General features: G+C 43.6%; 13 protein-coding genes. 11 read left to right on the top strand and 2 right to left on the bottom strand.

Annotated elements, in window-relative coordinates:
* Positions 1-27: 27 nt before the first annotated feature.
* Positions 28-6,633, bottom strand: a complete 6,606-nt coding sequence (locus AC58UW_RS11695) for an Ig-like domain-containing protein (RefSeq protein ID WP_497420838.1) — start codon at positions 6,631-6,633, stop codon at positions 28-30.
* 364 nt (positions 6,634-6,997) lie between these two features.
* On the opposite strand from AC58UW_RS11695, the gene AC58UW_RS11690 reads away from it, so the two are divergent.
* From AC58UW_RS11690 to AC58UW_RS11660, 7 genes are all read left to right on the top strand, one after another.
* Positions 6,998-8,662, top strand: coding sequence for a GspE/PulE family protein (locus tag AC58UW_RS11690; RefSeq protein WP_497421189.1), 1,665 nt, complete (start codon positions 6,998-7,000; stop codon positions 8,660-8,662).
* Between the two features lie 20 nt (positions 8,663-8,682).
* The gene (locus tag AC58UW_RS11685) at positions 8,683-9,735 is read left to right on the top strand and encodes a type IV pilus twitching motility protein PilT (RefSeq protein ID WP_497420837.1); all 1,053 of its coding nucleotides are present in this window, start codon (positions 8,683-8,685) and stop codon (positions 9,733-9,735) included.
* On the top strand, positions 9,735-10,943 hold the full coding sequence (locus tag AC58UW_RS11680; RefSeq protein WP_497420836.1) for a type II secretion system F family protein: 1,209 nt from the start codon (positions 9,735-9,737) through the stop codon (positions 10,941-10,943). Before AC58UW_RS11685 ends, AC58UW_RS11680 begins: the two co-directional genes overlap by 1 nt.
* A gap of 30 nt (positions 10,944-10,973) precedes the next feature.
* Positions 10,974-11,435: a prepilin-type N-terminal cleavage/methylation domain-containing protein gene (locus AC58UW_RS11675; protein ID WP_497420835.1), complete on the top strand. Its 462-nt coding sequence runs from the start codon at positions 10,974-10,976 to the stop codon at positions 11,433-11,435.
* A 115-nt stretch (positions 11,436-11,550) separates the two neighbouring features.
* The gene (locus AC58UW_RS11670) at positions 11,551-12,291 is read left to right on the top strand and encodes a prepilin peptidase (RefSeq protein ID WP_497420834.1); all 741 of its coding nucleotides are present in this window, start codon (positions 11,551-11,553) and stop codon (positions 12,289-12,291) included.
* A gap of 15 nt (positions 12,292-12,306) precedes the next feature.
* On the top strand, positions 12,307-13,914 hold the full coding sequence (gene pilM, locus AC58UW_RS11665) for a pilus assembly protein PilM (protein WP_497420833.1): 1,608 nt from the start codon (positions 12,307-12,309) through the stop codon (positions 13,912-13,914).
* The gene (locus AC58UW_RS11660) at positions 13,898-14,503 is read left to right on the top strand and encodes a hypothetical protein (RefSeq protein ID WP_497420832.1); all 606 of its coding nucleotides are present in this window, start codon (positions 13,898-13,900) and stop codon (positions 14,501-14,503) included. The genes pilM and AC58UW_RS11660 overlap by 17 nt, the downstream gene beginning before the upstream one ends.
* 251 nt (positions 14,504-14,754) lie before the next feature.
* On the opposite strand, the gene AC58UW_RS11655 is transcribed toward AC58UW_RS11660, so the two are convergent.
* A complete protein-coding gene (locus AC58UW_RS11655) occupies positions 14,755-15,357 on the bottom strand; it encodes a nitroreductase family protein (RefSeq protein WP_497420831.1) in 603 nt (200 codons plus the stop codon).
* Positions 15,358-15,512: 155 nt separating this feature from the next.
* Here AC58UW_RS11655 and AC58UW_RS11650 point away from each other — a divergent pair, with 155 nt between their 5' ends.
* From AC58UW_RS11650 to AC58UW_RS11635, 4 genes are all read left to right on the top strand, one after another.
* Complete coding sequence (locus tag AC58UW_RS11650; RefSeq protein ID WP_497420830.1) at positions 15,513-15,728, top strand: hypothetical protein; 216 nt, start codon at positions 15,513-15,515, stop codon at positions 15,726-15,728.
* 59 nt (positions 15,729-15,787) lie between these two features.
* Entirely contained in the window at positions 15,788-18,076 is a 2,289-nt protein-coding gene (locus AC58UW_RS11645; RefSeq protein WP_497420829.1) for a DEAD/DEAH box helicase, read from the top strand.
* Positions 18,073-19,506, top strand: coding sequence for a ribonuclease H-like domain-containing protein (locus AC58UW_RS11640; protein ID WP_497420828.1), 1,434 nt, complete (start codon positions 18,073-18,075; stop codon positions 19,504-19,506). The genes AC58UW_RS11645 and AC58UW_RS11640 overlap by 4 nt, the downstream gene beginning before the upstream one ends.
* Positions 19,507-19,578: 72 nt before the next feature.
* A complete protein-coding gene (locus AC58UW_RS11635; RefSeq protein ID WP_497420827.1) occupies positions 19,579-20,388 on the top strand; it encodes an Fpg/Nei family DNA glycosylase in 810 nt (269 codons plus the stop codon).
* Positions 20,389-20,398: the final 10 nt, after the last annotated feature.

Genomic DNA, 20,398 nt, shown 5'->3' with positions numbered 1-20,398 from the left:
CCCGACATAGTCGAGGGCTTTTTATTATTAATATCTGTCGTCAAACTCTATGACGTTTACTGTAATGTCGTCTTTTACATTTTCATCGTCTTTATTCGTGACAGTTATCTTTGTTGATCCTTGCTTAAGACCGGTTACCTCGCCATTCGAGTTAACATCGGCGATTTCAGAACGGCTGCTTTTCCACTGTAGCTGTGCACTCAAGTCATCAATCCATTCTAACTTCCACTTGGATGGTGTAACCGTTAGATACTTGAGTAAATCAAACGACTTTTGAGCTGCAGTACCTTTTGCATACAAAGTAATCGTTGTTTCAGGAAGAGTCAAGCCAGTCAAATCCTGTTTCACATCAACAACCTTGGTTGCTGCTTTGGATGGGAAGCCAGGACCTCCGGCTACGTCGACTTTGATATGAATTTTGCCTTTTTTAATGCCTTTGAGTGTTACAGTTTGGTTGCTGTCAACGCCAACAATGGCAGCCTCACCATTATCTCCGTCTTGATTCATTAAGGTCCATTTAAAACCATTATTTGATGCTGTTTTAGGATTCAAAGCAGCTTTCAATACAACGGACTCACCTTTGTCCATTGTAATTACAGCGGTGTCGCTCTCAACACCATCCGTAATTCTAACAATGGATAATGATTCCACTGATACGCTGAAACGATTGGTATACGTAATGTTTTTATCTGTCACAATGCTGACCGTTCCTGTCACTAAGCCAACATTCTGACCTGTAAAAGTACGGGAATCTTCTGCAGACTTTGTTACATTTGCAAAAGATTGATTTGGGTTATCCAATGCCCATGTGAAAGTCTTAGCATTCTGATGTGAAGATCGCAACCAGGCTATAAGTGTTGTTGTTCCGGAAATGTTTACGACTTTATCTCCTTTAAATTCTACACTCGGTTGAGCAACCGAAATTGTAGCTGATGCAATGACACTTTGATCCGTTCTAGAGATAATCGTTACTTGCGTTGTTCCTTCTGATATTGCTTGGTAATTGCCGGTAATTTCATCGACCGTTAGCACACTAGGATTCGTTGACTTCCAAATAACTTCGGAAGTCAAATCTAACAGAGGATCAATGGATGGTGACAAGCTGCCAGTTTGGCCGACATCTACGGTTTGGTCATTCAGTTGTAATGAAATGACGGTTACCTTAAAGCTAGCATCGTAGGAGCTGTCTTGGTCAGTGACCATATGCACTGTGCCATTAATGATGCCTGGCTGTTTACCGGTAAGAGTTCTCGTTGAACTTCCTGCTACACCGGTAAAATCAGCTTTCAATTTATCCTCATCTGAAACATTCCAAGTCGTATAGGACGGCGATTCATTGACGGAGCTTAAAAGGACTTGAAGTGTAATGGGTTGTGCGCCAATAAAGAGTTTATCAGGCCCACTAACAGAAATTGACGGCCTAATGACTGTAATCGTCGCTGTGTCGGATATATTCGTGCCATCCGTCGTTGTTGCTGTAATTGTTGCTGTCCCTACAGCTACGCCTCGAATCTTTCCGTTTGAGTCGACTGTAACAACATTTGGATTGTTCGATTCCCATGTAAGTTCTTTGATGCTAGCAGTTGTAGGTATGAATGCAGGCGTTAATTCAAAGGATTGATTCACTCGAATCGTTGCATTCTCAATGCTTACGGAAGTTACAGGGATAGACTTTAGTTCAAATGTAAAAGGTTGCACATACGTATTATTCTTATCTGTTGTAATTGTAATTGTTCCGTGAATGATACCAGCGGTTTTACCTGTTACTTTTAAATTGTAGTCGTCGGTTTTGATCACTTCAACCTTGTCAGCCTCATCAAAGTTCCATACAACACTAGTTTTAGACTCATTCACTGTTGTGAAAGAAGCGCTTAAATCAAATTGGTCTTTGATGTTAGCAGTCGTTGGTGCAATTACTTGAATTGCCGGTTTTATGACTTTAATAATTGCGGTTGAAGAGATATTCGTTCCATCGTTCGAACGGATTAGAATACTTGCTACACCTGGTGCTTTTGCATCAATATGCCCATTTTGATCAACATATGCAATATCTGTGTTGTCTGAAGACCATGTGAAATTTTTATTGCTGACATCGAGTGGCTGGAAGCTAGGTGTTAATATCACATCAGGCTCACCTACTCGTATTTCCTTACCGCTAATGTCCAAGGAAGTAAGCAGGGAGACGACGGTTACTGAGAAGGTTTGCTCATATGTGCTTCCTTGGTCTGTAACAACGGTTACGCTGCCGTTAATGCTTCCAGAATGCAGCCCTGTTAATATCCTTTTATCGTCACCATTTGAAACGAAACTCGCTTTTAACTTGTCTAAATCTGAGACATGCCACGTGTAGGAAAGAGCAGCCTCATTCACAGTAGTTAACTTTGCTGTTAATGTGATAGGGGATCCGCCTACATAAAGGATGTTAGGGCCATCAATTGAAAAAGCAGGTTTGATGACTGTGACAACCGCAGTATCCGATTGGTTGGTCCCATCGTTTACAGTTGCGATAATGGTAGCTTCACCTGCTGCAACCCCGCGAATATTGCCAGTTGAATCAACAGTTGCGATTTCTGGGTGATTAGATGACCATGTTAATGTTTTGTTACTTGCGTTCGTAGGCAAAATTGTTGGAACTAAATTAATTGTTTCTTTCTCACGAATCTTTGCATTCTCAATGCTTACGGAAGTTACAGGAACAGCTGAAACGTTAACGCTGAAATTCTTTGAATAAGTACTGCCCTTATTTGTAGTAATCGTAACGGAGCCATTCACAGTTCCAGCTTTAACGCCTGTTAAGACTCGTTTGTAGTCACCATCAGTTACAAAACTTGCTTTATCCTGATCAGGTGAACTCCAAGAAATGGAAGTTGCCGTTTCATTGATTGTATTGAAAATTGCTTCTAACGTGATCTTCTCTCCGATATTTACGGAAGTAGGTCCATTAACCATCAAAGAAGGTTTAACAACGGTAACGGTCGCGATGGCTGTTAGATTGGAGCCGTCTGTAGAATTAATGGTAATTTTAGCTGTACCTTCAGCTACTCCTGTGATGTTCCCTGAACTGTCTACTGTGACCAGATCGGATCGATCTGTACTCCAGGTCAAGTTGGGATAATCAGCATCGGACGGTGCATAGTTTGAAATTAATTTGACGGTTTCGCCGACTCGAATACTGGCGTTCCCTAAGCCTATTGATGTTAAAGAAGTGAATATGTTTACTGTGTAATCTTTGGAATAGGTATTCCCTTTATCCGTCACAACAGTAGCCGTTACGGTAATAGCACCTTTTTGCACGCCATGTAAAATACCTGTAAATTGATCGCTAACGGTAAAGTTTGCTTTACTCGAATTTGAAGAACTCCATCTGACAGAAGTTACGTTCTCATTCACGGTTACTAGTGCTGCTTGTAATGATATATCTGCACCTACAGCTACCTCAGTCGGCCCCGTGATATTCAACCCGGGTTGGATGACAGAAACGACGGAGGTTGCGATAAGTCCGCTTCCATCTTTTGCAACAGCCGTGATTTTTGCAGTTCCAGCATTGGTACCTCGTATTTCACCACTTGCATTGACTGTAACGATTGATGCTGCGTCAGTTGTCCAGGTGAAGTCTTCATTCTTTTGATAGGTAGCATCACTTGGCAATACCTTTGGAATCAATTTGGAGGTATCACCTTTTGCGATTGTGAGGTTATCCAGAGTTAATGAAGTTAATTTCGTGAATGCTGTTATCACTTTGTTAGAGAAGAGAACACTTTGGTTGCTTGAAGCAAAATCATTGTATTTTAGGTTGGCATTAGATAATGAGTAGTCTCCAGCTTTCGTTGGTATGACAACGATGGTGAATGTGGAGCTGTTGGCTACAAATTGATTGCCTTCCTTGCGGTATGGAATATTGGCAATATCTCCTTCAAGGGTAAAGCCGCTAGTTAATGTGCCCGTTTTCGTGAAACCTGTAGGAACTGTAATAAGTTCTAAGTTCGCTGGGAAAGTTTCTTTATAATGCAGCCCTGTAATTGTTAAATCATTTAGGTTAGTAGCCGCACTGTACGTTTTAGCAGTTGGATTAATGGTGTAATTCACAGTCACAGGACTATTAACTTCAATTTTTTCAGCTGATACCGTACGGTCTGGCGTTAATCCAGTAGAGGTAATGACTTTAACAGCCACTTCTTTTGTTTCAAGAGCGCCTGCTGTATCTTTGGTTGAGACTGAAATTGTCAAATCACCGCCGCTTGCGGCTAGAGGATTTGCAAATGTTTTGGTAATTGTCTCACCTTTATTCGTCTGCGTATCTGCTAAAACTTTGACAGATTGACTAGTACCTGAGGCGTCTCTGTAATTAAAAGTAATGGAAGAGGTAACTTTTTTATCATTTAAATCCAAATCATCAGGTTTGAAGCTGACAGAAATTGAACTATTAGCTGAAATGTAATTTTTGGATGATTCATTGAAAGCCACTGGAGATAGGATATCCAAAGTTGGCTTATGATTTGAACCAATGAAAGCTCTGTACATGGTGTTAACGAATAGTCTTTGTTCCCAATCTGGGAAGGAACTGTTTTTGGAAGTGTTTACGAAATTATGACCTGTCCCTGAATAAGTTACATTACCTTTAGAGTAAGTGTAATAATGATTCCAGCTGTCTTCAACGTCTCGAGGACTGCCATTGATGTTATACCAAGGAATAACCTTGGGATCATTCAGATCTAGTCTGAAATACTGATCATGGGTTGTTGCCACCGATGGTGTCATTTCACTTATAAAGAAAGGAAACTCGGTTAATAAGCCTTCATTTATTTTTACAGTGGACGTTGAAGTGTTAGGAGCATTGAGTCCCATATTCGTCATTGGACCGATTTGACCTGTGTCTGCTTGGAATTTTTTGATCCAAGTTTGATTCCCTTGATAAACCGTGTCATGGGTGAACATGACGCCCTGACCTGTGGCAATGAATGATTTTACAGCATCTGCAGATGTCTCAGAAATGTTTGCAGTTCCGTTGTAAGAATCGTTAAAACCGAAGATCAACATATCATATTTACTGTTTAATGTTTTGTATTCTGTAGAGTTAAATGTGTTGAAGTCGACGACAGAAATGTTGATATTATAATCATCAGAATGTAAATAATTTTGTTTTAAATTTGATTCTAGAAGTAGACTGCTCGTCTGATTAGTCGATTGTGAATTTGGAATAACTTGAAGCACCTTAATGGACGGCGGTTGATCTTGATATCGAAATACGCCAGACTCTGAATCCTTTAACTTCCCAGTACTGGTCTGATCAACAAGCTCAAGACGCCAGTAGTAGAGTCCTGAGTAGCCTTTGGGGAGTGTAAAGCTTACTGTATTGTTGGTAAGGGAAGTTACTGGAACAGTTTGTACTAAATTGGAGGCATCGAATTTTAATACGCTATCGACGCCCAAATATAAATTAGCCACTAAATTGCGCTGACCGATGTTTCTAACATTAGATACATTAAAATGATAGGTCAGGGTATCGCCAGCTTTATATTTGTTGTTACGGTTTGCAGTTAGTGTGTAGTCCGTGGGTTTGCTCGTCAGATTAAGCTGTGGACGAACATTCGCATTGACTAGCAGGTTAGTTTTAGTAATAAACGCATCTAAGCTACTTATATCACCATCACTTACAAAGATAACATTGCTTTTAGGCGTTGTCGTTCTGTAAGGATAGAACAAGTTGTAGAGATTGCCTGGTTTAGTTACCCAATTACTACCGTTTAAGTATCCTTGGTATAAAGCACCACGGTCCTTCGAATCGTCGCTATACACGATAACAGGCAGGCCTTTATTTATGTATTTATCCGTAATTTCAGCCGCTTTAATAGAAGTAATATCATTCTCTAGGAAACGAGTATCATGGTTGCTTCCTGTCTCTGAGGTTGGATTAAACAAACTTTTACCGAAATAAATGGCATCATATTTACCATCAAATTCATCACGGAGCGCTACGAATTTTTTCATGCTGATCGTTTCTAACTGAATACTGGTATTTGTACCTAGCTTGGCTTTTAAATCTGAAGTGAGTGTTTTCTCGTTAGAAGACTTCTCCAGATCCTTGATTTCTAGAATTTTCAATGGCTTGGTGAGATCGAAGTAGGAAATTTGAAACTTTGTAAGCGAAGAGGTGGAACTGCTTTGCTCTGAGTTTATTTCATTACTGCTATCATCTTCTAAACTGATAAAGTAATCTTTAAGGTTACCTACTGGCTTGAATGATACAGTGGAGTCAGAATTTGTAATCATCCTGAACTTTTGATTATCGCTTATGGTTTGAGATGAAGCTTTCAACGTATCCGTTCTACCGGATCCGACAGTCACATATTTGGAGTTTGCTCTTGATTTCAAAACATAAATGCCGTCTCCCTGATCCACCAAATCAAATAATTCATTCACCCATGGGTTCGTTTTATTGGCTTTTAGGTATGAACTGTCATTCGTATCCGTCGTGATGAACTTGCTGTTATTTACAGATTTCAATGCCACAGTTACAGTATCTCCGGCAGCCGCTAGAGCTGTTTGGCTCGTTAGACCTGAGAACCCGAACCATGATATTGCCATGGATGCGATCAGTATGATACTGATCCTTTTTTGTATGGCTGAAAACATACATTTCTCTCCTCCCGTAGACTCTAAAGTATTATTTATGATATGAGACTATTTTACTACTTTTTGGTCCTAAAAATATACAGTTTGTGTATATGATATCGAAAATATTTTAGGAAAGTATAAGGATGTTGACGAAAAATACATAATTTTAAAGATTTTTTTAAAAAGGAATATCGGATATGGGGGGCGAATTGTATCGTTAGGGGCAATTTAGAACTAGATAACTCAATTAATCGACAAAATTCGCTAATAAAAACATTCTAAAATGTATGTCGATGTTGTATAATGATTTTCATCTTGCTTTAATTAGGTATTTAGTCCTATAATTGTCTTGAGCGAAATTGGTAACGGAGTGGATAAGGAAATGGCTCTTGTTAGGAAAAGATTGGGTGATTTACTAGTAGAGAGCGGGATTATTTCAGAAACTCAGCTCCAAGAAGCACTTAAGGAACAGAGTAAAACAAAACAGAGGCTTGGGGACCTGCTGATTACACAAGGGTATATTACAGAGCAGCAATTAATTGAGGTTCTGGAGTTTCAACTAGGTATTCCTCATGTTAGCTTGTTCAAATATCAGATTGATCCTGAAATAACCAAAATCATTCCTGAAAGCATGGCAAGACGTTATCAGGCCATTCCCCTTCATAAAGAGGGCGGAAAGCTCATGGTGGCTATGGCGGATCCGCTGGATTACTTTGCAATTGAAGAAATGAGAATGAGCACAGGGTATCGCATAGAACCGGCAATTACGAGCAGAGATGAATTGCAGCGTGCAATTGCCCGTCATTATGGACTTCAGGATTCAATGAGCCAAATGATGACAGATATGCCGACGACCGAAGATATCAAGGAAACCGAAATTACGGACGAGGATTCTCCAATCGTAAGGTTGGTCAATCAAATGATACAGCAAGCGGTTCAGTTAAAAGTTTCGGATATTCACGTAGATCCAGGCGAGACGAATCTGGTCATTCGTTACCGGGTTGACGGTCATCTAAGAACAGAGCGTGTAATTCCAAAGCAAATGCAAGGCTTCATAACGGCACGGCTAAAAATTATGGCTAAACTGAATATCGCCGAACGAAGATTGCCTCAAGACGGTAGAATCAAAATGCAAGTGGATTATAAGCATGTAGATATCCGTGTTTCCTCTCTTCCTACTATTCATGGTGAGAAAATAGTGTTACGTATTCTAGACTTATCTACAGGCGTTAAGCCGATTGAGCAGTTAGGGTTCGGGGAACGTAACATGGGTGTTTTTCGTGAAATGATTGAGCAGCCTTATGGGATTTTGCTTATTACAGGCCCTACTGGAAGCGGGAAAACAACGACGCTTTATTCAGCACTAAGTCATTTAAATCAAGAGAATGCCAACATCATTACGATTGAGGATCCTGTAGAGTACCAGTTAGAAGGTATCAATCAAGTGCATGTGAATCCTACGATTGGCCTCAGCTTCGCAGCCGGTCTTCGATCCATTTTACGGCAGGACCCGAATATCGTCATGGTTGGTGAGATTAGGGACTCAGAGACTGCAGAAATTGCAATCCGTGCATCATTGACGGGACACCTTGTACTTTCAACTCTACATACCAATGATTCCGTGAGTACGATTACTCGTTTTCGGGATATGGGGATAGAGCCGTATTTGATTGCTTCTTCACTGATTGGTGTTGTTGCACAAAGGCTCGTTCGTAGAATCTGCCATGAGTGCAAAGTGGTTTATACACCGACCGAACAAGAGCGTATCTTCATGAACAACAGAGGGATACATGCCGAAAAGCTTCACAAAGGAAATGGATGCGGCAACTGCAATCGCACTGGATATCGCGGGAGGCTAGCCATCCACGAGATTCTCGTCGTGAACGATACCATGCGCCAGTTCATTAGCAACAAGGCATCTGTTCATGAAATGCGGGATGCTGCACTAGCGCAGGGGCTTATCCAGCTCATGGATGATGGGATCCAGAAAGTACAACAAGGTATTACTACGCTGCAAGAGGTTATCAGAGAAACAGTTGCTTATTAACGAGAAAGGAGGTGTGGGAAATGTCAAATTCGTTAGAGCGGATCGTAAGTCTATTGAGAACTGCACATGAGTCTAAGGCATCAGACTTACATCTATCTGTAGGTTCTCCGCCAATCATTCGTGTCCACGGCACATTACAGCAAGTTGGTAACGAATCTCTACAGGCTGATGATACTCGTTCCATGGCAGAAGCTCTATTGAATGCTGACCAAATTGATCGATTCAATCAAGCTGGAGAGTTAGATTTTTCGTATGAGCTTGAAGGATGTTCACGGTACAGAATCAATGCCTATCGTCAAAGAGGTCGCGTAAGTGTCGCCATTCGTACAATTCCTACAAAGATTCCATCACTTGAGCAGCTTCAATTGCCTAATGTGATATGTTCATTAGCATTGAAACCACAAGGACTTGTCTTAGTGACCGGGCCAACGGGAAGCGGCAAGTCGTCAACATTAGCAGCCATGATCGATTATATTAATCGAACAGAGAAGAAGCATATTGTGACGTTGGAAGATCCGATAGAATTTCTTCATGCGCATTCATCATCAATTATTGACCAACGGGAAGTAGGCAGTGACACGAAGTCTTTCTCCAATGGGTTAAGAGCGGCCTTGCGTCAAGATCCCGATGTTATTCTTGTTGGTGAGATGCGTGATCTTGAAACGATTTCAGCAGCGGTTACAGCAGCTGAAACTGGACATTTGGTCTTTGCGACCTTGCATACAACAGATGCACCGCAAACGATTGATCGCATCATCGATGCGTTCCCAGCGCATCAGCAAGGGCAAATTCGCGTGCAGTTGGCAGCAGTTTTGGTCGGAGTCATCTCACAGCGGTTGTTTCCCAAGCCTGGTGGCCTAGGACGAACTTGTGCTACTGAGATCATGATCAATACGCCAGCTGTAGGCAATCTCATTCGTTCGGAGAAAATTCATCAGATCAAGAGTGTCATGCAAACCGGACGCAGCTTAGGAATGCATACGCTCGACATGTCGATTAAGGAACAGATGCAACAAGGACTTATTGATCCAATTGCAGCGAGAGCTTATCTTGCTGAGGGTGGTGTGATGTAATGTCAGAGTATCTGTATGAAGTAAGGGGCAGCAGTGGTAAGCAGCTAAAAGGTAAAATTTCTGCCACTGATAAATCGACTGCGGTTGAGGAGCTTCGGAAAAAAGGCTATATCGTTCTCTCTGTAAAAGAAGAGCAATTTAAAGCCCTTAAAACGGAGATCTACATCGGTAATCCGGTAAAAACGATTCACTTTATCGTGTATTGCCGGCAGTTTGCGACTTTGATCAGGGCTGGGGTCAATATCGTGGAAGCTACGTCGATCTTGGCTGCACAAACCGAGAGTAAGCCGCTACGCAAGGCGCTCGTGCAGGTTGCTTCGAATATTTCGAAGGGTGTTTCTTTCTCTAGCTCGATCTCGGAGCATAAAAAGATTTTTCCGCCGATGTTTGTAAACATGGTTCGTGCTGGTGAAGAGACGGGTGACTTGGAAGGCACGTTGGAACGACTTGCGAAGTTTTTTGAGAAGGAACATGTGACTCGGGAGAAGATTAAGTCGGCGATGACTTATCCCCTGGTTGTTGGATTTCTAGCTGTTGCGGCTTGTGTTTATCTTTTGAAGACTGTTGTTCCTCAGTTTGTTAAGATTTTCGAAAGCATGAATGCGCAACTTCCATTAGTAACGCGTGTAGTATTGTTTCTTAGTAATAGTATAGAAAAACAATGGTTTCTATGGATAACTGGGCTACTTTTATTAATAGTTCTCTACCAAATAATTAAAAAGTTCGAGACAGGTGCTTACTATATTGATTATTTAAAACTGAAAGTTCCTATTTTTGGTAAGTTAAAACAAAAAGGCTCAGTCGCACAAATGACAAGAACACTTTCATCTCTCTATTCAAGTTCAGTGCCAATTCTACAGTCTTTAGCAATTGTTGAAGAAATAGTTGGAAATAAAGTCATTGGCCGTTTTATTCGAAATTCAGCCGATTCATTACGTCAAGGCAATCCATTATCAGAGCCACTAAAGCAAGCATGGGTGTTCCCACCACTAGTAACGCAGATGATTGCAATAGGAGAAGAAACTGGTGCTCTAGATCAGATGCTGGAGAAGATTGCGGATTTTTATGAAATGGATGTTGAAAATACGGTTGACCGACTGAAGTCACTTCTTGAGCCACTATTACTAGTTTTCCTTGCAGGAATGGTTGGTACAATTGTATCAGCTATTATGATTCCAATGTTCACTATGTACTCGAATTTTGGTTAGTTTATTTAAGAAAATTTAGGAGGAATAAAATTGAAAAAAATATTAAACAAACTTAATAAAGATCAAAAAGGATTTACACTAATCGAACTGTTAGCAGTAATTGTTATTCTTGCCGTAATTGCAGCAATTGCAATACCGCTAATTAGTAATATCATTGGTAAATCAAAAGAAGATGCAGATATGGCAACGGCCAGACAAGTATATGATGCTGCTAGATTATATGTTACTAATGAAAGTAGTGGAGATTTTAAGGATAAAGTAATTGAGATTACTGGGGGAACTGACAGTTTGCAAGTAAAAGGTTATTTGGAAACAAATATTGCTTTGCCAAGTACAAAAGCAACAATTGCAAGTGGTACCGTAACATTCGGAGCAACAGGCACTCTAACAAATGTTGTGTTGAAAATTTCTGATAATGAACAATGGACATTTAATGGAAACGACGTTATTGCTGGAAAAGGAAAAGGTAATAAAACTGATCCTACTCCTTAAAAGAGTTTAATATTACAATTAAGTAAATTGTGTTTTACAAAAAGGAATCGGTCCATTCCGATTCCTTTTTTAAAATCAAAGAAAGCGACCCAAACACATGACGCTCCTCATCGCAATGTATATGTTCATAATCGGTCTTGTACTCGGATCTTTCTTCAACGTAGTCGCGCTGCGAGTGCCGGCAAAACAGTCCGTCATCAACCCGCCATCGGCCTGTCCAAAATGCGGGACAAAGCTGAAATACAGGGATCTAATCCCGGTGATCAGCTATATGTTTAGCAAAGGTCAGTGTAGATACTGTCAAACGAAGGTTTCAGTTTTATATCCCTTAGGGGAACTCGCAACAGGGTTGCTATTTTTATGGGTGTATGTACATTTTGGCATCACGGTAGAATCTATAATCGCCTTAACGCTTGTTAGTCTTTTAGTTATCATCACGGTTTCGGATTTGTCCTATATGCTTATTCCTAATAAAATCCTGATGTTCTTCTTTCCCATTTTCATTGTTTTGCGATTCATTTTTCCTGGCGATCAGGCTTGGTGGAGTTATGTACTAGGTGCTGTGATCGGGGGCGGTATTATTGTGTTAATAGCAGTTCTTTCGCGCGGCGGTATGGGAATGGGGGACGCCAAACTCCTAGTAGTCTGTGGAGCAGTCTTAGGCTTATCTCATATTATGGTCGCATTTGTTTTGGCATGTATGATTGGCAGTCTGATAGGTGGGTTGCTGCTTCTGCTAAAAATCACCAAGAGAAAACAACCGATACCATTCGGCCCGTCATTGGCGCTGGGCATTTTGATTTCATACGGTTATGGATCGGATATGATAAAAGCTTACCTAACATTACTCGGATAGCAGGGTGTGATTAATATGTTCGGCTTAGGTACTAAGCGAGTCGGGATTACGGTAGATCAAACGGGAGTCCGGTATGTGACTGTCAAAAAGAAAAAAACGTGGGAAGTTGGATCGAGCGGCTTCCTTCCCATCCCGGCAGGGATTATTATTGAAGATCAAATTGTCAATTCGGAATCCCTGAGCCTTCAGGTCAAACAATGGGTAAAAGCGGAGAAGCTGAGGGGGGCTTCTGCGACCATTGCCATTCCGACATCGCAAATTATCATTCGTAAAATGCGAATTCCAAGTATTAAGCCACAGGAGCTGCGTCAGCTTGTAGAGCTTGAAGTGGAGACTGCGTTACGTTTGCCTTTTGAAGACCCTGTCTACGATTACATTCAGGTAAGCCATGATGATGAAAGCACGTTAGTTCTAGTGTTTGCAGCTCCCAAGAAGCTGATTATGAGCTATGTCAAAGTGTTTGAGGATGCCGGTGTCCACATCAAAGCGGCGGAGATATCTGCCACTGCTTTAGTAAGAGCGATATCGGCGCAGCAGGAGGAGTTTTTTGAGGAATCCATGTTGGTTTCCTTAGATCGTGGCACACTGGAAGTGTACATGCTGCAAAATGGCAATCCCATTTTTATGCGGACAATTACGCTTGTTGAACACGATACAGCTGTTGATGATGAATTAACACCTGATCAAATCGGGGAAATTATTGCTGAAATTTCTAGGATGCTGAGCTTTTATCAATACAGTATTCAAGAAGGGAAAAGCCGAATTTCCCATATTATCGTAACAGGTGCGAATCAAGGCAGAATTCAGCTGCATTCGGAGCTTGAGCAGGCTCTCTCTGAGCTGAAAGTGGAGAAGGTTGATTTTGACTTATATGCGAGTGGACGGTCAAAAGATTTTAGCGCTAACGCGTATCGTGTCGCGATCGGTGTCGCTTTATTTTCCAAGCATAAAACGCAAATTAACTTGCTGCCGCATCGGAAAACAGAGACGAAAATTAAGTTTCTATTAGCCGTGATAGGCATGATTGTGTGGATTGCCTGTGCAGCTTTGATAGGCACGAATTATTTGGATAATCAGAAAGTATTAACTCAAAACGCGTCGAGACTAACTGCTCTCAATGCTCAGAAATCATCTGCAGAGGCAAAATTAACTTCAAAGCCGGCAACTCAAGGGGATCCAGCGGCTTTTATTACATTGACGAGGGCGAACCGCAAAGATGTTGTAGCCATGATCGGGGATATCAAGAAACCACTGCCGGTAGATGCTCAGATCAGCACAATTTCCTATTCATCAGAATCGCAAATGACATTAACTGTCGTTTTTGCGAAGATGGAGGATTCAGCACGCTATTTGTTTGACTTGCGCAAGTTGTCTTTTGGCGAAAATGCGATACTTCAGTCAATTACCGAGACGACGGTTGGTACTACGAATGCAGCGGTGAATGCTGAGACACCTACAGACCCAACGAGTCCTGTTGTGAATAACCCGACTATCATAACTGCTAAGCAATATACAGTTAATTACTCAATAGCTTTCAAGAAAGCCACGGCTGCAAAAGAAGCGGGAACTAAGGGAGCAACGGAAGGTAAAGGAGAGGAGCTTACGAATGTTGGGCAAAAATAATACCAAGTCTCTTCTACTTTTTCTTGCGGTCCTGCTGTTTTTAGGTCTTTTTGCTTTCTACTATTTCTTGCAGCTGCCATCTACCAATAAGATCAAAGCGCAGGAAATTGAAATTTCGATCGTGGAAAAGCAGGTGCAGCTTCTTACTAAAAAGTTAAGCGAGAAGAAAGATGATGTCGGTCCGTCTCTAAAAGACATTCAAGCCGCTCTTCCATTGTGGGACAATACGGAGCAGCTGACGCTTGATTTAAATCAGATTAAAATGAGCTCAAAAGTGAATTTCAACTCAATTTCCTATGCGGTGAGCGACAAGAGCTCACAAACGCAGCAGACAGATACGAACAGTAAAAACCCTTACCCGAATGTCAGGGAAGTAAGAGTGACAACTTCGGTAGCGGGGACATTTAATGAAGTTACTGATGCCATTACACAGCTGCAAGGATTACCTCGATTAATTCGTGTAGATACAGTGAATTTCGGAAATCTGCCAAAGGATTTAACGCGGAAACTGACTGTCAATCTCACGTTTACGGCTTATTTTGACCCATCGTATAAATCAAGAGTGGATAAAGTCGAACTTCCCTATTAATTTGTATCTTTTGTGATTTTGAGGGAACTACAGTACGCTATTTCTTTAAAAAGGCTTAATTTTCCAATGCAAGGGGAACTATGGTCCGCTATATTGCTAATTTCATCTGAAAAACGCATCATGGTGAACAAATAAGAGCCTGTAGTTCCGATCAGAAGGAAAAATGCTCAATATTCTCCAATTAGCGGACTCTAGTTCGCTTGTGTGAACCGCCAGGAGTACTATCCTGACGGTTTTTTTGTACTTCTAGTTTAAAGTGTTTGACCAAATGATCCTTCAAATAAAAATTCGCTTACTGGACGACGAGTTGAAGGAGCTTCACGCTCTTGAAAGCGTTCTGGCAATGCGTCAACAGGACCCCGATAGCCAATTGCAATTACGGCATGCGTTTGATAATCCTCAGGAATTTGAAGAGTTTCGCGTGCCTGGTTATGATCAAAGCCACCCATAGCATGTGTGATTAATCCTTGATTGTTAGCTTCTAACGCAAGGTATCCCCATGCTGCTCCTGCATCGAAAGCGTGACTCGGGGAGTTGTTCCCGTTAGTCGCTTTGGTATAGGAAATAGCTAAAGCAAGCACTGGTGCTTTTTCACACCACTCCCGGTTAGCAGGGGCAATAAAGCTGTTAAACTTGGCAAGCTGCTCCTCCGTGCGGGCTACGATAAACCGCCATGGTTGTAAATTACTGCCGGATGGTGCCCAGCGTGCTGCTTCGAACAAGCTAAGGAGTACATCTTCGGTAACCTCTTGATTCGTGAATGAGCGAGGTGACCAACGGGTCAGGAATTGCGGATTGATCTCGTGATCCGGTTGGCGTGTGGATTCGACTTCGACGGGTAAAGATGCTGTCATAATGAATTCCTCCTTATTTATATACTCTTCCTAATTTTACCTGATTTCTTCATACAATACGAGTTTTGGAAAATAACTGTGTTCGGTATGTGTTTTCCCTATTATGGCAAAGCTAGAGATTGTGAAATAAAGTACCGAGAGAGGTGCGAGGAACCGTGAATTTTACTAGTCATGATGTTGTGATCATTGAAAGAGCTTTGAGAACTGCGATGAAACATGATTTGGAAGAACACCGTTCTAGAGATTATCAGGAAGTTTTGTTGAAAATGCAAGAAAGTGCTATCCAAGCCTTGCAAGTCAATGCCCCAGTTTCGGCTGCTGAACATGAAGGGATTCGGTATGATTATGATGATTCATCCGATCTCATGTAGACATACGAACGTATATTCTGTAAAATAGAAGAAACGATATTGGTAAGGAGATTCGACGTATGAATCCTTTAACAGGCAAGGTTTCTTCTATGAACGAAATGATCGACTGGCTGCGCAAGCAACAGGACATCATGTCGCAAGTTACATACTGGCACACCATACCCCCGCGTGATCCGAAGCTGGCTGATTTTCCAGTGGGATTGCACGAGGGTATTCGGGCTGCGCTTCAACATAAGCATATTAAGCAGTTATATACGCATCAAGCGGAGTCGTTCCGTCAGGTAACTGCCGGTCATCATGTAGTCACTGTGACGCCGACGGCTTCTGGTAAGACGCTCTGCTACAACCTTCCGGTTTTGCAGAAGATTTTGGAGAACGATGCCTCCCGTGCGCTCTATTTATTCCCTACGAAGGCCTTAGCACAAGATCAGGTTGCCGAGCTGCAGGAAATGGTAGATTTCATGGAAGTAGATATCAAAACGCATACGTATGACGGCGATACGCCGCCAACGGTCAGACAAGCGATTCGGAATGCGGGACACATTGTCGTGACGAATCCGGATATGCTGCATTCGGCGATTCTTCCTCACCATACCAAGTGGGTGAAGTTATTCGAGAACTTGAACTACATTGTGATTGATGAGGTGCATTCCTATCGCGGTGTTTTTGGCAGTCATGTAGCCAATGTGATTCGCAGGCTGAAGCGAATTTGCCGATTCTACGGCTCGAAGCCGCAATTTATTTGCGCATCAGCAACGATTGATAATCCGAAGGAGCATGCGGAGCGACTTATTGGCGAAAGCGTAGCGCTGATCGACAATAACGGAGCGCCGGCAGGCGAGAAGCACTTTGTTTTTTACAATCCGCCAGTGGTGAACCAGCAGCTGGGGATTCGTAGAAGCTCCGTCTTGGAGACGCGCAAGCTGGCAGGCACGCTGCTGCGAAGTGGAATCCAGACGATTGTTTTTGCAAGAAGCCGCGTGCGCGTGGAGATTTTGCTGACCTATCTGCAGGAGCTCGTGACCCACGAGCTGGGCAGCAAATCGATCCGCGGCTATCGCGGCGGGTATCTCCCGAAGCTTCGCCGGGAGATCGAGAAAGGCTTGCGCAGCGGAGAAATCCGCGGCGTTGTGAGCACGAACGCGCTGGAGCTGGGCATCGACATCGGGCAGCTGCAAGCGTGCGTGCTCAATGGCTATCCAGGCACGATAGCCAGCACTTGGCAGCAGTCCGGGCGTGCCGGACGGCGGCAGGAGACCTCGCTGACGGTACTAGTCGCGAGCAGCAATCCGCTGGATCAATATTTGATCCAGAATCCGCGTTATTTCTTCGAGCGCCCGCCAGAGCAGGCGCGTATTCATCCTGACAATTTGATCATCCTTGTGGATCATGTGAAATGTGCCGCTTATGAGCTTCCTTTTGAAGCGAATGAGAAGTTTGGCGACGAGTCGCTGACTGACGTTCTAGAGTATTTAACAGAAGAGCAGGTGCTTCATCAGGTGAATGACCGCTGGTACTGGATGGAGCAGTCCTTTCCGGCTCACAACATTTCCTTGCGGTCAGCAGCACAGGAAAATTTTATTATTATCGATATGACCAATGCGAATCGAGTGATTGGGGAATGTGATCGTTTCAGTGCGCCTACCCTTATTCATGAAGAGGCGATTTATATACATGAAGGCGTCCAATTTCAAGTGGAGAAACTGGATTATGAAGAGAAGAAAGCGTTTGTCCGCCAAGTGGATGTGGACTATTTCACAGATGCCAGTTTAGCCGTGCAGCTGAAGGTGCTGCACGTGAACCGTGAAGGACGGAGCGGTGGATTGCTGCGGCAGCTAGGCGAGGTTACCGTGAACGCGCAGCCAACAATTTTTAAGAAAATCCGGCTAAGGACACACGAGAACATAGGTTCGGGTCCTATCCGTTTACCGGAAGAGGAGCTGCATACAAGTTCTTACTGGTTCACCTTTGACGAAGAAATGGCAGCAGGCCGTTCAGCCAACGACATGCAGTATGCCTTGCTAGGCATTGCGAATGTCCTATCTCATCTTGCGCCGCTTTATTTAATGTGCGATCCGATGGATATCCGAGTTGTCCCGCAAGTTAAGGCGGTGCATAACAAGCTTCCGACGGTGTTTTTCTATGACCGTTACCCTGGTGGCGTCGGGTTGAGCGACAGGCTGTACGAGGTGCATGGACAGCTCATGGATCAAGCGCGCAGCCTCATCCAGAACTGCGGCTGCATTAGCGGCTGTCCGGCCTGCGTCGGGCCGATCGAAGAAGTGGGCTTGCTTGGGAAGAAGCTCGCCCTGGAGCTGCTGGCGCAGCTGGATGGCGGTGCCCGATGAGCGGGCTCCGCGAAAGGCTCGGCCGCCTGCGGGGACCCGGGGCGGCGCAGACCGCTCCGCCGTCCGTGCCTGCGGCCGACGACGAATGGGCGCAGCTCGGCGCCCATATCGAGACGAGCCCGGGAGGCTCGTTCGTCATGCGGCGCCGGGTGTACGGCACAGACAGCGTGCACGGCAAGTACCGGCTGCGGGAGCTGGCCGATTGCGCACAGCAGCTGATCTGCTTTCACGACCGCGACGCTGCCGTTCGGCATGACGCGCTGCTTTTCTTTGACACCGAGACGACGGGGCTCGGTGTCGGCGCGGGCAACGTACCGTTCATGGTCGGCATCGGCTATTACACCGGAGAGCTGTTTACGGTGGAACAGCTGTTGATTCGCAATCCAGCGGAAGAGCAAGCCATGCTTGTGTATTTGCAAGAACTGCTCGACCGCTTCACTCATATCGTTTCCTACAACGGACGGACATTTGATTGGCCTATCTTGAAGAATCGATATGTACTTAATAGGCTCAAGCTAGACGATTCGAAGCTTCTGCAGTTAGATTTGCTGTACCCTTCCAGAAGCTTATGGCGGAATACGCTGCCTTCTTGCCGTCTGAGTAAGGTTGAAGAGAGCCGACTAGGTTTTGAGCGCGTGGACGATGTGCCTGGCTCCATGGCGCCCGCTCTATATTTTCAATACTTGGCGGAGAAGAACCCGTCTGTCTTGCAGGGTGTTTTCGTTCATAATGAGCATGATATTGTCACATTAGCAGCTCTGGCGATCCATTTTTCCAAGCTGCTAAGCGGAGATATAGAACCGATAGCATCATCTGCGACTACAGAGCTTGAAGGTGGTTCTGTAGTAGCGGAGAACACCGCACTGTACGCCGAAATCGAATTGGAAGAATTATATCGTACAGGGCTTTGGTTGGATAAGATGGATCGTTCTGCGCGTGCAGAGACGTTCTTTGAGGATTTATTTTCGAGGCTAATGAATGACCCGAACCCTGCAAATTCAACCGAACATGAATCGGCCATTCTCCAGCTAGCTGCCTTTTACAAGAAAAAAGGCGATTATTCTCGTGCCGTTAATCTGTGGAAACGTTGGATTCAGATCAAGAATGCCACCCTCGCGCTGCAACTGGAGCCTTATTTGGAGCTGGCCATGTATTATGAGCATCGGGAGAGGAATTTGGCTCAGGCAATCTTTTATGCGGAGGAAGCTTGGGCCAAACTATGGCGCAGGCGCTCCTTGCACCGTGGCGATCGGAAGCAGAATGAGATTGAGGAAGCACTGGAGAAGCGCATCAGCCGCTTGAAAAATAAAGTAAGAAAAGCAGAGAACACGGCGGTCCATGGAGGTTCCCTTACAAGAAAAGGCGAGCCTACAACTAAAACCAAAACTCGCAAGATGAAGCCCATATACGCGAGCGAGGGATTAATCTGAGTCTTGCTCGCAGCCGTTTACTTTCCCTATCATTTGGATATACAAGGTAGAAAAAGGCAAGGAGAATTGGTTATGCCCGAGCTACCGGAGATGGAGACCTATCGTCAGCAGTTAATGAGACTCATCCAGAACACGCCAATTACAGGGGCAGAAGTTACGCGTCCCAAATCTTTGAATGTGGAACCGGACCGTTTTATCCAGAAGCTGACCGGTAATCGAATCGTACGAATTGAGCGCAGAGCGAAGCATTTGCTTTTTCTTTTAGGTTCCGGTGAAGTATTACTTCTGCACTTAATGCTGGGGGGCTGGATGTTCTATGGGACGGAGGAGGAGAAACCGGACCGGACTTCACAGATAGTGATCCATTTTGGCTCGCAGCACTTATACTTCATTGGATTACGGTTAGGTTATTTACATATGCATGCGATACCTGAAGCTGAGAAGGTATTAAGTAAATTAGGGCCTGAACCGTTGGAAGCTAGTTTTACTTTTGCCCGATTTCAGAGTCTGCTCAAAGGGAAAAGTGGCAATCTGAAAGTGACGCTAGTCGATCAATCTTTTTTATCAGGAATCGGGAACTGTTACTCGGATGAGATCTGCTTTATGGCGAGCATTGTGCCTCTGCGTAAGCTGTCATCCCTAACAAGTGAGGAGCAAAATCGTTTATTTCAAGCGATGCGCTCCGTCCTTCTCGAAGCCATTCAGTACGGAGGTTATATCGATGAACCATTATATGTCGGAGATCGGCTAACTGGGCAATTTGATGCAAAATGCCGCGTATATGACCGTGAAGGAGAACCCTGCTTACGTTGTGGTCATCCACTTATTAAGACAGAAGTTTCTAGTCGCAAATGCTTTTATTGTGCGAACTGTCAATCGTGAAAGGGCTGAG

This window comes from Paenibacillus sp. J22R160 (assembly GCF_059692135.1).
Note: the sequence above shows the minus strand (reverse complement) of the source record. Positions and strands in the feature narration are given on the sequence as shown.

Coding starts and splice junctions, on each gene's coding strand:
- AC58UW_RS11695 (WP_497420838.1), bottom strand. CDS start 6,633: ATGTTTTCAGCCATACAAAAAAGGATCAGTATCATACTGATCGCATCC.
- AC58UW_RS11690 (WP_497421189.1), top strand. CDS start 6,998: ATGGCTCTTGTTAGGAAAAGATTGGGTGATTTACTAGTAGAGAGCGGG.
- AC58UW_RS11685 (WP_497420837.1), top strand. CDS start 8,683: ATGTCAAATTCGTTAGAGCGGATCGTAAGTCTATTGAGAACTGCACAT.
- AC58UW_RS11680 (WP_497420836.1), top strand. CDS start 9,735: ATGTCAGAGTATCTGTATGAAGTAAGGGGCAGCAGTGGTAAGCAGCTA.
- AC58UW_RS11670 (WP_497420834.1), top strand. CDS start 11,551: ATGTATATGTTCATAATCGGTCTTGTACTCGGATCTTTCTTCAACGTA.
- pilM (WP_497420833.1), top strand. CDS start 12,307: ATGTTCGGCTTAGGTACTAAGCGAGTCGGGATTACGGTAGATCAAACG.
- AC58UW_RS11660 (WP_497420832.1), top strand. CDS start 13,898: ATGTTGGGCAAAAATAATACCAAGTCTCTTCTACTTTTTCTTGCGGTC.
- AC58UW_RS11655 (WP_497420831.1), bottom strand. CDS start 15,357: ATGACAGCATCTTTACCCGTCGAAGTCGAATCCACACGCCAACCGGAT.
- AC58UW_RS11645 (WP_497420829.1), top strand. CDS start 15,788: ATGAATCCTTTAACAGGCAAGGTTTCTTCTATGAACGAAATGATCGAC.
- AC58UW_RS11640 (WP_497420828.1), top strand. CDS start 18,073: ATGAGCGGGCTCCGCGAAAGGCTCGGCCGCCTGCGGGGACCCGGGGCG.
- AC58UW_RS11635 (WP_497420827.1), top strand. CDS start 19,579: ATGCCCGAGCTACCGGAGATGGAGACCTATCGTCAGCAGTTAATGAGA.